16 protein-coding genes are annotated in these 15,129 nt (G+C 63.2%); 3 read left to right on the forward strand and 13 right to left on the reverse strand.

The genetic code is table 11. The features are described 5' to 3' along the window. Positions 1-7: 7 nt before the first annotated feature. Together IVB19_RS19130 and IVB19_RS19135 are read right to left on the reverse strand one after the other, a co-directional pair. Positions 8-196 (reverse strand): hypothetical protein, encoded by a 189-nt coding sequence (locus IVB19_RS19130; RefSeq protein ID WP_039800268.1) that lies wholly within the window; start codon positions 194-196, stop codon positions 8-10. After that, complete coding sequence (locus IVB19_RS19135; protein ID WP_231188449.1) at positions 193-561, reverse strand: hypothetical protein; 369 nt, start codon at positions 559-561, stop codon at positions 193-195. Before IVB19_RS19135 ends, IVB19_RS19130 begins: the two co-directional genes overlap by 4 nt. A 744-nt stretch (positions 562-1,305) precedes the next feature. Here IVB19_RS19135 and IVB19_RS19140 point away from each other — a divergent pair. From IVB19_RS19140 to IVB19_RS19150, 3 genes are all read left to right on the forward strand, one after another. Further along, entirely contained in the window at positions 1,306-3,741 is a 2,436-nt protein-coding gene (locus IVB19_RS19140; RefSeq protein ID WP_085384619.1) for a PAS domain-containing sensor histidine kinase, read from the forward strand. Beyond that, positions 3,738-4,409, forward strand: a complete 672-nt coding sequence (locus tag IVB19_RS19145) for a response regulator transcription factor (RefSeq protein ID WP_018458051.1) — start codon at positions 3,738-3,740, stop codon at positions 4,407-4,409. Before IVB19_RS19140 ends, IVB19_RS19145 begins: the two co-directional genes overlap by 4 nt. Before the next feature lie 85 nt (positions 4,410-4,494). After that, positions 4,495-4,881 carry a response regulator transcription factor gene (locus IVB19_RS19150; RefSeq protein WP_018458052.1) on the forward strand — a complete coding sequence of 129 codons (387 nt, stop codon included), beginning with the start codon at positions 4,495-4,497 and terminating at the stop codon, positions 4,879-4,881. A gap of 32 nt (positions 4,882-4,913) precedes the next feature. On the opposite strand, the gene IVB19_RS19155 is transcribed toward IVB19_RS19150, so the two are convergent. The 11 genes from IVB19_RS19155 to IVB19_RS19205 all read right to left on the reverse strand — a co-directional run bounded on the left by IVB19_RS19155 (position 4,914) and on the right by IVB19_RS19205 (position 15,051). Then, positions 4,914-5,882, reverse strand: coding sequence for a tripartite tricarboxylate transporter substrate binding protein BugD (locus IVB19_RS19155; RefSeq protein WP_018458053.1), 969 nt, complete (start codon positions 5,880-5,882; stop codon positions 4,914-4,916). An 86-nt stretch (positions 5,883-5,968) separates the two neighbouring features. Next, a complete protein-coding gene (locus IVB19_RS19160; RefSeq protein ID WP_247296605.1) occupies positions 5,969-7,210 on the reverse strand; it encodes a threonine synthase in 1,242 nt (413 codons plus the stop codon). Between the two features lie 145 nt (positions 7,211-7,355). Beyond that, entirely contained in the window at positions 7,356-8,777 is a 1,422-nt protein-coding gene (gene lpdA, locus IVB19_RS19165) for a dihydrolipoyl dehydrogenase (protein WP_018458055.1), read from the reverse strand. 17 nt (positions 8,778-8,794) lie between these two features. Continuing rightward, on the reverse strand, positions 8,795-9,001 hold the full coding sequence (locus IVB19_RS19170) for a hypothetical protein (protein WP_247296603.1): 207 nt from the start codon (positions 8,999-9,001) through the stop codon (positions 8,795-8,797). A 48-nt stretch (positions 9,002-9,049) separates the two neighbouring features. Then, positions 9,050-10,399: a pyruvate dehydrogenase complex dihydrolipoamide acetyltransferase gene (locus IVB19_RS19175; protein WP_018458057.1), complete on the reverse strand. Its 1,350-nt coding sequence runs from the start codon at positions 10,397-10,399 to the stop codon at positions 9,050-9,052. 60 nt (positions 10,400-10,459) lie between these two features. Further along, positions 10,460-10,912, reverse strand: a complete 453-nt coding sequence (locus tag IVB19_RS19180) for a nucleoside deaminase (RefSeq protein ID WP_018458058.1) — start codon at positions 10,910-10,912, stop codon at positions 10,460-10,462. 2 nt (positions 10,913-10,914) lie between these two features. Next, positions 10,915-11,217, reverse strand: a complete 303-nt coding sequence (locus tag IVB19_RS19185; protein ID WP_007590623.1) for a DUF5076 domain-containing protein — start codon at positions 11,215-11,217, stop codon at positions 10,915-10,917. 3 nt (positions 11,218-11,220) lie between these two features. Further along, positions 11,221-12,609, reverse strand: coding sequence for a pyruvate dehydrogenase complex E1 component subunit beta (locus IVB19_RS19190; protein ID WP_026233491.1), 1,389 nt, complete (start codon positions 12,607-12,609; stop codon positions 11,221-11,223). Between the two features lie 29 nt (positions 12,610-12,638). Next, positions 12,639-13,661, reverse strand: coding sequence for a pyruvate dehydrogenase (acetyl-transferring) E1 component subunit alpha (gene pdhA / locus IVB19_RS19195; RefSeq protein ID WP_085395047.1), 1,023 nt, complete (start codon positions 13,659-13,661; stop codon positions 12,639-12,641). Between the two features lie 311 nt (positions 13,662-13,972). Continuing rightward, a complete protein-coding gene (locus IVB19_RS19200) occupies positions 13,973-14,290 on the reverse strand; it encodes an FtsB family cell division protein (protein WP_007590617.1) in 318 nt (105 codons plus the stop codon). Positions 14,291-14,499: 209 nt separating this feature from the next. Then, positions 14,500-15,051: an NADPH-dependent FMN reductase gene (locus IVB19_RS19205; RefSeq protein WP_018458061.1), complete on the reverse strand. Its 552-nt coding sequence runs from the start codon at positions 15,049-15,051 to the stop codon at positions 14,500-14,502. Between the last annotated feature and the right edge of the window lie 78 nt (positions 15,052-15,129).

Consider the following 15,129-nt stretch of genomic DNA (forward strand, 5'->3'; position numbering starts at 1 on the left):
TATCCGCTCAAGACGCCGCTCGTGTGCGCCCCTCGATCAGCGGCGCAGCTTCGCCATGAAGCGCGTAACACTCGTAGCCGCAGTAGGGCAGCAGCGTCTTCGCATCGCGCAGATAGCCGCCGCTGATCTCCTCGCAGCACCAGAGGCAGGACGTTTTGCGAAAAGGGGTCCTGCCGTTCACCAATATGAACCTCATGTGGCACCTCCGAGCGCAAAGCAGTAGACCGTGTCGACGAGAGAGGCGGACGGCGGCGGCGCGCAAAGATGGTTGCGGCCGTCGGGATTATCCCTGTTTCGCTCGACCTTCTGAGGCGGAATGAGGATGTATTTCCCGTCTTCCCGGCGCAGCGCGTAGATGCTCCCCTCGACCCGCCGTATCTCGGTCGGGTAGCAGTCGGCGTTGTTGCAGCAAGTCAGCACCGGATTGTCCGGCATGTGCCAACTCGAATAGAACTGCTCGTGGAGGAGCAGATCCCGAGGCGGATGACGATGTGCGCCATCCTGTCCAGCCTCGTCCGCCTCCGCTCCAGTCATCAACGAAAGCGGCAGCGTGATCGCCAAGAGGAGCTTGCAACAACGGTTCAACGCGCAGCCTCCCGATACAGAATTGCCGAACGCAGCGGATCCGGTGACTGGTGCTTACGCCGCCTGAGACCGAAACAGCCATCGGCGATCGCGTTCGCGGCGCGCTCTGAAGCGATCGAGACATTTCCGGGAGCAAAGCGGCGCTCGCCAGGAATAATACCGGATCAGGCCGAACTTCCCGCTGCAGACGGCGCAGCTTTTTGCGGCGGAAGGGCGCTCGGAGTGTTCGGGCTTATCGCACATGATCCTCTCCTCCTGGCCTCTGATGGGCGCCTCTGACGGTCGAGGATCCCCACGGGCGCTGATGCACAATCATCACGTTCGTCAACGAAATGCGGCTTCTCAATCGTGACCAGATCATCGGCAAGTCAGCGCCGGCGGAGGCGAAGCTGGCCTCTTGAGTGCACGACCCCGCGCTACTCAACTGTTCAAGCGTTGCGATCGACACCACTGGATTGCCGGTGAGACTAGTCCCCATGTGACGGGCCGCTCAATTGTACGGAGGTAAATGCAGCGTATGACTAGGATTGCGCGACCTATACATAGGTTTGTCCGGTGATTTACCGGAGTTTCGTCCGCTCGCAACGAGACGGCGCAACGCTGGCAAGCTGCACGGAGCCCGCGAACTTTCGATGCGGAATCCTGCTTTGATCAGGGAATTGCCCCTGCTGTCGCAAAGTGCTCTACTCTCCCTGCCCCACGCGGGCCGGGACGCTTGCGATGATGCCTGGCCAGATCGCAAAACTAGGGAATTCGGCCGCGCAATTCCTGCTCGGCGGCCTTGCGGCGCTTCGATCTCTCGGCAATGCGGGGAAAGGCGAGCCCGCGACTGGGGATGGCTGGCGGCAGGACAATGCCGACCTGCGCGACGCCGTGAAGCAATGGCGACAAGTGTTCGAGCACAATCCGGTCATGTATTTCATGGTCGATCCGGCCGGAACGGTGCTCAACGTAAATACATTTGGCGCCGCGCAACTGGGCTACACGGCGGCCGAGTTGACCGGCCAATCTGTGCTGAACGTCTTTTTCGAAGAGGACCGCGATTTCGTCCGTCGCTGTGTCGGGCTGTGCCTGGAAACCGTGGACCAGTCGCACACCTGGGAGATTCGCAAGATCCGGAAGGACGGCTCGGTTCTCTGGGTCCGTGAGAACGCCAAGGCCATGCGACGCGGCGACGGCACGCCGATCGTGCTGGTCGCCTGCGAAAACATCACCCAGCGCAAGGAGGCGGAGGATGCGCTGCGGCAGAGCGAGGCCTACCTTGCCCAAGCGCAGGAGTTGAGCCGCACCGGCAGCTTCGGCCTGAGCCTGGCAACCCGCGAGGCCGTCTGGTCCAGGGAGACCTTTCGCATCTTCCAATGTGACCCGCAGGTCAAACCGACGCTCGATTTCGTTTTCCAGCGCATTCATCCGGAAGATCGCAATGCGGTCAGCAAGACCCTTGATCGGGCCTTCCGTGAGGTCGGCGATTTCGACCATGAGTATCGCCTGCTGATGCCCGATGGAACCATCAAATATCTCCATTCCGTGGCACGCGTGGTGAGACATGGATCCGGCCACATCGAGTTTGTCGGAGCGGTCACTGACGTCACTACGGCAAAGGAAACCGAACAGCGGCTGCGTCGCAGCGAAGCCTATCTGACCGAAGCCCAGCGCCTCAGCCACACGAGCAGCTGGGCCTGGAACGTGCGCAGTCAGGAGTTTGCCTACCGATCGGCCGAACTCTATCGCCTGTTCGGATTCAACCCGGACCAGATCGATCTGTCGGCGCAGGCTTTCCAACAACGGATCCTCGCCGAAGACTTTCGCCGGATCGTCGATGTGGAACGTCAGGCAATCCGGCAAAAGCAGCCTTTCGAAGTTGATTTTCGGATTTTGCGTCCGGACGGTTCCGTACGACACGTCCATACGGAGGGGCATCCCGTCGTCGGCGGGGACGGCGATGTCACGGAAATCATCGGCACCCACGTCGATGTCACCGAGCAGTTTGCCGCCAGACAAGCGCTGCAAAAAGCCTTTGACGAGCTCAAGCTGTCCGAGCAGCGATTTCGCGACTATGCCGAAACCGCCTCGGACTGGTTTTGGGAGAGCGGGCCGGACCACCGTATCACACGGATTTCGGAACATGCCGACACGGCCGGTCCCGTGCCCACGGGCGTGATCGGCCTCGCCCGTTGGGACATTCCACCCGATGCCGAGCTCGAGCCCGAGAAGTGGGAGCGGCATCGCGCGACGCTCGATGCCCACCTTCCGTTTCGCGACCTGGTCTACCGAAGCAAGGATCGCAACGGATCTCCGATCTACGTGCGCACCAGCGGCAAGCCCTTGCACGACGCGAACGGCAACTTTCTCGGTTATCGTGGCGTCAGCAGCGACGTGACGGCGGCCATCCGCGCCGAGCAGGCCGAAGAAGCGCTGCGCAAGGCGCAAGCCGAACTAGCTCACGTGACGCGTGTCACGATGCTCGGCGAACTCACGGCCTCGATCGCCCACGAGATCAATCAGCCCTTGGCCGCCGTGATCTCCAATGCGGATGCCTGTATCGGATGGCTCGGCCGCGAACCAGCCCAACTGAATGCCGCACGCCGTTCCGTGGAATGGATCGTCGAGGACGCCAATCGCGCCAGCGAGGTGATCCGCCGGATCAGAACGCTTGCGAAGAAGACCGAGATCGAGATGGCTCCGGTCGACATGAACCAGCTCGTCAGGGAGACGGTGGCGCTCGTCCGCCGCGAGCTTGCCACCCATGCCGTGTCGGTACGAATGGAGCTGGCGTCCGCTCTACCCAGCGTTTGCGGCGACCGGATCCAGCTGCAGCAGGTGCTGATCAACCTGGTCATGAACGGGATTGAAGCCATGCACGCCAATGTGGACCGTCCGCGCGAGCTTGCGATCCGCTCCAGCCAGGCGAGCGAGCACGGCGAAGGCCGCATGCTCCTGATCGTGACAGACAGCGGGGTCGGCCTCGGCGACGGCGCGACGGAGCGCATCTTCACACCTTTCTTCACGACAAAGCCGAGCGGCCTGGGGATGGGACTGTCGATCTGCCGATCGATCATCGAGGCTCATGCGGGCCGGCTCTCGGCCTTCCCCAATGACGGAAGCGGAGCAACATTCCAGATTGCCCTGCCCTTGCCGATCGAGGACACGTCGTGACCGACCTTCCCAAGGTGGCGACGGTGCAGACGAGTTCCGACGATCCGATCGTCTTGATCGTCGACGACGATCCATCGATGCGCCGTGCGCTCACCAACCTCTTTCAATCCGTCGGCCTCAAGGTCGAGGCTTTCGGCTCCGCGGCGGAGATCATGGAAGCCAAGCCACCGGCGGTCCCCAGCTGCCTTGTGCTCGACATCCGCCTGCCGGGCTCAAGCGGCTTTGACCTGCAGTCGGACCTAGCGAAGGCGAACATTCACACGCCCATTATCTTCATCACCGGTCATGGTGATATTCCGATGACCGTCAGGGCCATGAAGAGCGGCGCCATCGATTTTCTGACCAAGCCGGTGCGCGACCAGGACATGCTGGATGCGGTTCAGGCCGCGATCGAACGGGATCGCAAGCGACGCAATGCCGAGGAGTCGGTCGCGGGAGTGCGGTCCCGATTCGAGGGTTTAAGCGCGCGCCAGCGCGACATCCTCGCCCTGGTGGCGTCCGGCCTGATGAACAAGCAAGTCGCTGCCGAGCTCGGATTGGCTGAGATTACCGTCAAGATCTACCGCGGGCAGATCATGCGGAAAATGGGCGCCAAGTCGTTGGCCGATCTCGTCAGAATGGTGGAGGCGCTCGGAATCTCACGCCCGGGCGGAAAGGTGCAAACCTAAGTATGCTTTTCAAGCTCGCTCCAAGGGCTCACTTTCGTCAAGTGCGGCACCGTGATCGGCGGCTCCCCGATCAGGAGCGATCATCTTGTCAATCCCCTCGGCCATTTCCGTCATCGACGATGATCGATCAGTCCGCCTTGCGACCAATAATCTGCTGACGTCGCGGGGATACACGGTCAACATATTTCGCTCCGCTGACGAATTTCTTCAATCGGCCGAACTGAAGACGACGTCCTGCGTGATCGCGGATGTGCAGATGTCGTTGATGGGCGGCCTTGAGCTCTTGACGCACATGCGCAGCCTTGGTCACCACACGCCCTTCATTTTCATGACGGCTTTTCCCGACGATGCCGTGCGCGACCGCGCGCTGAAAGCGGGCGCTATCTGCTTTCTGGCGAAGCCGTTCTCCACGCCCGCTCTGCTTGAATGTCTGCGGATGGCCCTGTCCGGCTCCGATCAAACCGAGACGTGATACGCTGGCGCCGAGCCCTGGCGACACGGCGCTCACTCCACCTTGATGTTCGCCGCCTTGATCATTGGCCACCACTTCGCGATCTCCGCCTTCTGGCGGGCGCCCAGGGCCTCGGGCGTGAGCTGATCCTGGGGTGTCATCTCAAGCCCCTGACTTTCGAGCTGCTTCTTCACGCCGGGATCGTTCAGCGCTTCCACGGCAGCGGCATTGAGCTTGGCGACGATCGCCTTTGGCGTGCCCTTCGGCACCCACATGCCGGACCAGAGCGTCATGTTGAAGCCCTTCAGGCCCGCCTCCTCCGCCGTCGGGATGTCGGGCGCCGACGACAGGCGCCTGTCATCGGTGATGGCGTAGGCGCGAATGGTGCCGGCGCGGACCTGGTTGATGGAGTTCGAGGTCTGGTCGACGATGATGTCGATCTGGCCGGCAATGAGATCGTTCAGGGCGGGCGCGGTGCCGCGATACGGTACGTATTGCAGCTTGATGCCGCTGACGCTCTCGAAATAGACCCCGGCGATGTGGCTACCCGAGCCCGCGCCGGCGGTGCCGGCGGTCGGCGGCGACGGTCGCGACTTCAGCCAGTCCAGCAGCTCCTTCAGCGAGGTCGCGGGCACCGCGTTCTTGCTGACGACGATCATCGGATTGCTCGGCAGCAGCACCACCGGCTCCAGGTCCGCGACCAGGTCGTAATTGAGCTTGTAGACGGCGCCGTTGGCAACGTGGGTGCCGAGATGGCCGAACGAGATCGTGTAGCCGTCGGGGGCCGAATGCACGGCGCGGCCGACGCCGATCGAGCCGCCCGCGCCGGTGACGTTCTCGATCACCAGCGGCTGCCCAAGCGATGTCCGCATCCGCTCGGCAAGCACTCGCGCCATCGCATCCGACGGACCGCCGGCGGCGAAGGGAACGATGATGGTGATGGGACGCGAGGGATAGTCGTCGGCGCGCGCGGCGCCTGCAACAGCGAGAATAGCAATCAGCGCAGCCCAGGCGGCCTTCATTGTCTTCTCCCAGCAATGTCATTGTTGTTTTAGTCTCTTCCCGCGTACGGGAAGAGGGATCGTTCCTGAAGGGACGAAATGCCGCGCTAGAACTGCGAATAGTCGATCGGCTTGTGGCGATCGAGCGTGCGGGTGACCGGCGGCAGCGGGTATTTCAGGCCGGTGGCGCAGTTGAACAGCATCACGCGGTCGGACTTGCTGACGCGGCCGTCGGCGAGGCTGTCCTTGTAGGCGGCGTAGGTGGCAGCACCTTCGGGGCAGAGCAACAGCCCCTCCTCGCGCGCGACCTCGCTGAGCGCCGATGAGATCTTATCGTCGTCGACGGCAATGGCAAAACCGTTGCTCTGCCGCACCGCGCGCAAAATGAGAAAGTCGCCGATCGCCTGCGGCACGCGAATGCCTGACGCGATGGTGTGAGCGTCCTCCCAGCGCGTCGCATGCTCGGTGCCGGCCTCATAGGCGCGCACCATGGGCGCGCAGCCGGAGGCTTGCACCGCGACCATGCGCGGGCGCTTGCTGCCGATGAAGCCGATCTTCTCTAGTTCGTCGAACGCCTTCCACATGCCGATCAAGCCGGTGCCGCCGCCGGTCGGATAGAAGATCACGTCGGGCACGTCCCAGCCGAGCTGCTCGGCGAGTTCGAGCCCCATCGTCTTCTTGCCTTCGATGCGGTACGGCTCCTTCAAGGTCGAGGTGTCGAACCAGCCGACTTTCGCCTTGCCCTCGCCGACGATCTTGCCGCAATCGTCGATATAGCCGTTGACGCGGTAGACGGTGGCGCCCTGCAGCTCGATCTCGCTGACGTTCACCTCCGGCGTATCGGCCGGGCAGAAGATCGTGGTCTTGATGCCGCAGGAGGTCGCATAAGCCGCGAGCGCCGCGCCGGCATTGCCGTTGGTCGGCATCGCCATATGCTTGATGCCGAGCGCCTTGCCCATCGACACCGCCATCACGAGGCCGCGCGCCTTGAACGAGCCGGTCGGCAAGCGCCCCTCGTCCTTGACGATGATCTCGCCGCCGCCGAGTTTTGCACCGAGCTTGGGCAGCCGGATCAGCGGCGTCGTGACCTCGCCGAGCGAGACGATATCCCGACATTTACGCACCGGCAAAAGCTCGCGGTAGCGCCACATGTCGGCGGGGCGCTGGGCGAGCGCGTCTTTCGTCAGCGCCGTCTTCACACCGGCAAGGTCGTAGCGCACCAGCAGCGGCTTGCCGGCCTTAGAGAGGTTGTGGACCTGGTCGGCGGCGTAATGATCGCCCTCCATCGCGCATTCGAGATGGGTGACGAAGGTCGGGCGTTCGATGGTGAGGTTGTCGTTGTCTTGCATGGGGTGATTTCCTTCTTGTTTTGCAAACAGATCCCTCCGCTCGTCATTGCGAGCGCAGCGGAGCAATCCAGAGTCTTTCCGCGGAGGCAGTCTGGATTGCTTCGCTTCGCTCGCAATGACGGTGGTGGGCGGCGATGCGCGCCCGTCAAATATTCAGCACCCGTCCATACGCATCCAGCACGGCTTCCTTCATCATCTCCGACAGGGTCGGATGCGGGAACACCGTGTGCATCAGCTCCTCTTCCGTGGTCTCAAGGTTCATGGAGACGACGTAGCCCTGGATCAGCTCGGTGACCTCCGCGCCGATCATGTGGGCGCCAAGCAGCTGGCCGGTCTTCTTGTCGAAGATCACCTTGACCAAGCCCTGGTCCTCGCCGAGCGCGATGGCCTTGCCGTTGCCGACGAAGGGGAAGCGGCCGACGCGGATCTCGCGGCCGTTCTCCTTGGCCTTGGCTTCGGTGAGGCCGACGGAGGCCACCTGCGGCTGACAATAGGTGCAGCCCGGGATCAGGTTCTTGTCCATGGCGTGCGGATGCAGGCCCTTGATCGCCTCGACGCAGATCACGCCTTCATGTTCGGCCTTGTGAGCCAGCATCGGCGGCCCCGCGACATCGCCGATGGCATAGATGCCGGGGATGTTGGTCTTGCCGTAGCCGTCGATCACGATGACGCCGCGATCCGTTTTCACGCCGAGCTTCTCGAGTCCAAGGTTCTCGATGTTGCCGACGACGCCGACCGCCGAGATCACACGCTCGAACTCGGTCGTCACAGGCTTGCCCTTGCCGTCGTCAATGGTAGCGACGACGCTGTCGGCCTTCTTCTCGAGCTTGGTCACCTTGGTCGAGGACAGGATCTTGATGCCCTGCTTCTCGAAACGCTTGCGGGCCAGGCCGGCGATCTCGGCGTCCTCCACCGGCAGGATCTGCGGCAGCACTTCGACCACGGTGACGTCCGAGCCCATGGTGTGGAAGAAGGAGGCGAACTCGATGCCGATCGCGCCGGAGCCGACGACCAGCAGCGATTTCGGCATCCGCTCCGGCACCATCGCCTCGAAATAAGTCCAGATCAGCTTCTTGTCGGGTTCGAGGCCCGGCAGCACCCGCGGCCGCGCGCCGGTCGCGATGATGATGTGCTTGGCCTGATACGTCCCCTCGCCCAGCGCACCCTTGGGGCCCTCGACGTCCGACTTCTTCACGGTGACTTTGCCGGGCGCATCGATCGAGGCCGCGCCCCAGATCACGCTGACCTTGTTCTTCTTCATCAGGAAGCCAACGCCATCGTTCAGCCGCTTCGAGACACCGCGCGAGCGCTGCACCACCGCCTTCGGGTCGAACGAGACGTTGTCGGCCGACAGGCCGTAATCCTTGGCGTGCTGCATGTAGTGGTAGATCTCGGCCGAGCGCAGCAGCGCCTTGGTCGGGATGCAGCCCCAGTTCAGGCAGATGCCGCCGAGATAGGATTTCTCGACGATCGCGACCTTGAAGCCGAGCTGGGCGGCGCGGATTGCGGTGACATAGCCGCCCGGACCGGAGCCGATGATGATGATGTCGAAGGATGTCTCGGCCATGGCGGCTCCCATTCAACTCAAGAGGCGCCGCGGGCGCGGCGCTTGATCAGAAAAGACCTCACCAGCCATTCGAGCATCGTCGCCAAAGCCATTACGGCCAAGGCAATCAGCACGACCGGCTGGGCGATGTTCCGTGCCAGTTGTTCACTGGCAAAGAACGCGGAGTAAAGAAGATCGAGCCCAATCGGGTTGAGCGCGACGACTGCTCCAAGCAGCAGCGACATCCATGGCCAGCGGGTACGGACATGCAACGGTGCCCCCTCTACCGCGCGTCAGACCATCATCATGACGGGATTTTCGATCAGCTGCTTGAAGGCGCCGATCAGTTCCGCGCCGAGCGCGCCGTCGATGGCGCGGTGATCGCAGGACAGGGTCACGCTCATCATGTTCGCGATCTCGATCTTGCCGCCACGGACCACAGGCCGCTCCTCGCTGGTGCCGACTGCGAGGATGGTGGCATGCGGCGGATTGATCACGGCGGTGAAGTGGCTAATGCCGAACATGCCGAGATTCGAGACGGCCGTCGTGCCGCCCTGATATTCTTCGGGCTTCAGCTTGCGCGAGCGGGCGCGTGTCGCAAAATCCTTCATCTCGTTGGAGATGGTCGACAGCGTCTTGGTCTCCGCCTTGCGGATAATCGGCGTGATCAGGCCGCCGGGCATTGCCACCGCAACACCGACGTCCGAATGGTGGTGCTTGACCATGCCGGATTCGGTCCAGCTCACATTGCAATTCGGGATCTTCTGCAGCGCGACCGCCATCGCCTTGATGACGAAGTCGTTGACCGAGATCTTGTAGAGCGGCTTCTTCTCCTTGTCCTTGGGAGCAGCCGTATTGATCTCCTCGCGCGCGGCGAGCAGCTTGCCGATGTCGCAGTCGATCGTGAGATAGAAGTGCGGGACGTTCTGGATCGACGCGGTCAGACGCTGCGCAATCGTGCGGCGCATGCCGTCATGCGGGACGACCTCGTAGGAGCCGGGTTCGAACAGCGCCAGGATCTGCTTGTCCGACATGGTCGGCGCGGTCGAGGGTGCGCCTGACGGCGTCGCCGCGGGAGCCTTCAGGCCAATGCCGGACTTGGCCTGCTCGACGTCGCGTGCCACCACGCGGCCATGCGGGCCGGTGCCAGTCACCATCGCAACATCGACGCCGGCTTCCTTGGCGAGCCGGCGCGCCAGCGGCGAGGAGAACACGCGGCCGGCATGGCCGTTGCTCTGCGCAGCCGGTGCTGCGGCCTGCGGTGCAGGTGCTGCGGCGGGCACCGGCGCCGCTTTGGGCGCAGCAGGCGCAGGAGCCGATGCAGCAGCAGGGGCTTCAGCAGCTTTCGGAGGCGCGGCGGAGGCACTGGGCTTGGCGGCACCTGCCGCTTTCACGTCCTCGCCCTCGCCGGCCAGCACCGCGATCACGTCGTTGACAGGCACGTCCTGCGTGCCCTCTGGCACGAGAATCCTGGCGATCGTGCCCTCGTCGATGGCCTCGACCTCCATGGTCGCCTTGTCGGTCTCGATCTCGGCGATGATGTCGCCGGATTTGACCTTGTCGCCTTCCTTCTTCAGCCACTTGGCGAGGTTGCCCTTCTCCATCGTCGGCGAAAGAGCGGGCATCAGGATGTTGATGGGCATGCTGACCTCAAGAAGAACTTTGCAAAAATCCGTCTCCGGACCGAAGACGAACAGACCAGGTTAGTTGCCGATATCGCCCTGCCACAGGCGCTCATTGGCAGGGATGGAACGCCAATTCTTCATCATGGTGATGGAGCGGTCGTCGGCAAGGTCGATCCAGGAGATGCCGAACTTGTCGAGAATGTCCTTGGAGCCCTCGAAGGTGACGGACTCTCCAATCACCACGAGCTTCACCTTGAACAGTGCGAGCGCACCGGCACACATCGCGCATGGCGACAGCGTGGTGTACATGACGGTATCGTGGAACGAAATCGCACCCGCCTCGCGCAGGCAACTCATCTCGCCGTGCAGGATCGGGTTGTTTTCCTGCACGCGGTTGTTGTGGCCGCGGGCAATGACCTTGTTGTCGCGGGTCAGCACGGCGCCGATCGGCAGGCCGCCTTGCGCGATCGAGGCTTCCGCCTCGCGGATCGCCTCCAGCATGAAATCGAAATGATAGGCTTCGATCGCCACGGTCAGTGCCCCTTCCCGCGCGGCGTCGTGGTGCCGGTGTCGGTGGGACGCTCGATCTCGGCCTGGAACATCTCGATGATCCGGTTCAGCGCGTCCTCCTCGGTGTATTCGCTCTCGCGCGCATAGGCGCGCGCGGCGTGACGGGCGAGATCGACGAGCAGCAGGCCCCACATGTCGGGCTCGTCGAAGGCCCGCTGGAACGCCATCGACAGCCCGCCGTCCAGCACGAACACGCGCAGGATCTCGACCGCATCATCGCGGACGAGGACGTCGGGTGGCAATGGCTGCTCCTTCGGACCCGCCATGGTCTACCTGTAGCAGACGGCTTTGGCGGCCTCGACCACTTCGGCAGCCGAAGGCAGCGCGAGCTTTTCCAGGTTCGCGGCATACGGCATCGGCACGTCCTTGCCGGAGACCCGGGTTACAGGCGCATCCAGATAGTCGAAGGCATGCTCCATGATCCGCGCGGCGATCTCGGCGCCGACACCGCTCTGGGCCCAGCCCTCTTCCACCGTGACGGCACGTCCCGTCTTCTTGACGGAGTTGACGATGGTGTCGGTGTCCATCGGACGCAGCGTGCGCAGGTCGATCACTTCGGCCTCGATGCCGTCCTTGGCGAGTTCGTCGGCGGCCTTCAGCGCGTAGCTCATGCCGTTCGACCACGAGATGATCGTGACATGGCTGCCGGAGCGCACGATGCGCGCCTTGCCGATCGGAATCACGAAATCGTCGAGCTTCGGCACCTCGCCAGTGTGGCCGTAGAGCATTTCGTTCTCGAGGAAGATCACCGGATTGGGATCGCGGATCGCAGCCTTGAGCAGGCCCTTGTAATCAGCGGCCGAGAACGGCGCGACGACCTTGAGGCCGGGGACGTTCGAATACCAGGACGAATAATCCTGGCTGTGCTGGGCGGCCACGCGGGAAGCGGCGCCGTTGGGCCCGCGGAATACGATGGAGCAGCCCATCTGGCCGCCGGACATATAGAGCGTCTTGGCCGCGGAGTTGATGATCTGGTCGATCGCCTGCATAGCGAAGTTGAAGGTCATGAACTCGACAATCGGCTTCAACCCGGTCATCGCGGCGCCGACGCCGATGCCGGCAAAGCCGTGCTCCGTGATTGGCGTGTCGATGACGCGCTTGGCGCCGAATTCCTGAAGCAGCCCTTGCGTCACCTTGTAGGCGCCTTGGTATTCGGCAACCTCTTCGCCCATCACGAAGACGTCGGCGTCGCGGCGCATCTCCTCGGCCATAGCATCGCGCAGGGCTTCGCGGATGGTCTGCGTCACCATCTCGGTGCCGGCGGGCACTTCCGGGTCGGGTTCTGCGACGGCCTGCGGCGCCGGCGCAGCCTTGGGAGCTGGAGCCTCGGTCTTCGCGGCGGCAGGGGCTACGGATTCGGCAGCCTTCTGCTGCTGGGCAGGCGCGGGCGCCTTGGCGAGATCGGCGGCACTTTCGCCATCGGCCAGAATTGTCGCGATCGGTGTGTTCACGGCCACGTCGGCGGTGCCCTCGGGGATCAGGATCTTGCCGAGCGTACCTTCATCGGTCGCCTCGACCTCCATGGTCGCCTTGTCGGTCTCGATCTCGGCGATGACGTCGCCGGACTTGATCGTCTCACCCTCTTTTTTCAGCCATTTGGAGAGGTTGCCCTTCTCCATCGTGGGCGACAACGCGGGCATCAGCACTTGAATTGGCATATCGGCTCCAAAAGAAAGCTTGCGCGCGTTCAGCGGTAAATATCGGTCCAGAGCTCGGCGGCATCCGGCTCGGGATCATGCTGGGCGAAATCGGCGGACGCGTTGACGATGTCGCGCACCTCGGCGTCGATCGCCTTCAGATCCTGCTCGCTGACCTTGGCGGCCAACAGGCGGTTGCGCACCTGCTCGATCGGATCCTGGTCGTGGCGGACTTTTTCGACCTCCTCGCGCGTTCTGTACTTTGCGGGATCGGACATCGAGTGGCCGCGATAACGGTAGGTCTGCATCTCCAGGATGAAGGGTCCCTTGCCGGCGCGGCACCAGGCCGTCGCCTCGTCGCCGGCGGCCTTCACGGCGCGGACGTCCATGCCGTCGACCTGCTGGCCGGGAATGTTGAAGGAGGCGCCGCGCTTGGAGAAATCCTGCTGCGCCGAGGCGCGCGAGACCGAAGTGCCCATGGCGTAGCGGTTGTTCTCGATGACGTAGATCACCGGCAGCTTCCAGAGCTCCGCCATGTTGAAGCTCTCATAGACCTGGCCCTGGTTGGCCGCGCCGTCGCCGAAATAGGTGACGCTGACATTGTCGTTGTCGCGATAGTGATTGGCGAAAGCGAGCCCGGTGCCGAGCGAGACCTGTGCGCCGACGATGCCGTGGCCGCCGTAAAAGTGCTTCTCCTTGCTGAACATATGCATGGAGCCGCCCTTGCCCTTGGAATAGCCGCCGCGACGGCCGGTGAGCTCGGCCATGACGCCTTTGGCCTCCATGCCGGTGGCGAGCATATGGCCGTGATCGCGATAGCCGGTGATGACCTGATCGCCCGGCTTCAGGGCCATCTGCATCCCGACCACCACGGCCTCCTGGCCGATATAAAGGTGGCAGAAGCCGCCGATCGCGCCCATGCCGTAGAGCTGGCCGGCCTTTTCCTCGAACCGCCGGATCAGGAGCATGTCGCGGAGCGCCTTGAGCTCCTGCTCTCTGGTGAATTCCGGGGGCGAACCGCCGTCGGTCTTGTCCTGTGCAGTACTTGCGGCGGCTTTCTTGGGTGCGGCCATGGGAATTCCGGGTCAGAGAAAACTTCAGCCCTGTCTAACCCAAGTCAAACGCCCTTGGAAAGCACCGCGGCGGCATGGCACGCCTTTCATTATGCCGCACTGCAACGCGATCGTAATATTGCAAAATCTTTGACGCGGATCGGGCAACATTTAGCTCCCCGACTCCCACATCGTGTGTGGAATACCGATCGCAGATCCGCTCACGTCAGCCGCAGGAAGCAACGGGCTGCTTGCATATCGCAATCGCGCTGGCTCGATGGAGTCAGCGGCAGACCGCAAACCCCGCAAATGGCGCTTGTGCCGCTCGCGTGTCAGTTCGCCGGGATCGTCCGGACGAGATCGCGCGGATTGACGTAGTCGAGCTGGAAGCGCGCCCGCTCGTCCAGCATGTCGGGGTCGATCTTCGCGGAGCGCAGCAGCGAAACGCGCTGCTCGCTCCTGGCGCGCTCGCGCTTGAGCTGCGCGAGTTCGCTGGTCAGCGCCACGATCTCCTGGTCGAGCTCCTGGCGGGCGTTGAGGCCGTATTTGCCGGTATAGGCGTTGACGCCGAAATAGCCGACGATGGCGGCCGCCATCGCATAGAGGGCAAGACCGGTCAGGATCGATTTCAGGCGCGCGCGGGAGACCATCCTGGGAAGATGGGACAGGTTGGTTAAGGGCGTGCTAATTGCCCGCCCGCTTGGCGTTCCAATGCCTGGCTCAGCCGTCATGCCCGGCCTTGTGTCGGGCATCCACGTTCTTCGTCAATTTGGCAAAGACGTGGATGGCCGGGACATCTAGCGCGAAGACGCGCTTCGCGCTTTTGCCCGGCCATGACGGAGACCCGGGGTTCGCGGCCTCAGCCGTGATGCTTCGCGACGTGCACCGCAAACGCGTCGATATAGGCCTGGAGCACCGGCTTCAGGGACTCCTTGGTCAGGTTGCCGTCGGCATCGAACGCGTCGCCCACCCCGTTCAGATAGGCCTCCGGCTGCTGCATGATCGGGCCGGAAATGCCCGGCAGGATGTTCTGGAGCGTCTTGGCGGCACTGACGCCGCCGAGCGGGCCCGGCGAGTTCGCGATGATGCCGACCGGCTTATCGTTGAACGAGCTCTTGCCATAGGGCCGCGAGGCGACGTCGATGGCGTTCTTCAGCACCCCCGGGATCGCGCGATTGTATTCCGGCGTGACGAAGATGACGCCGTCCGATTTCTGGATTTTTTCGCGGAAAGACAGCCAATCCGCCGGCGGCGCTCCCTCGAGGTCCTGGTTGAAGAACGAGATGCCGGCCGGCGTGATGACCTCGAGCTTGAGCGAGGCCGGCGCGAGCTTGGCGAGCGCATTGGCGATCTTGAGCGAAAAGCTGTCCTTACGCAGGCTGCCGGCGATCGTGGCGATATTGTAGGCCATGGAGTGTCCTCGAAATCTTCAGCGGGAGTGCCGGGTCGGCACTTAAGCGATCTCGACCGATAGATGCAAGTGCATGGA

It is taken from the genome of Bradyrhizobium sp. 187 (genome assembly GCF_023101005.1).
Lineage (GTDB): Bacteria > Pseudomonadota > Alphaproteobacteria > Rhizobiales > Xanthobacteraceae > Bradyrhizobium > Bradyrhizobium canariense_D.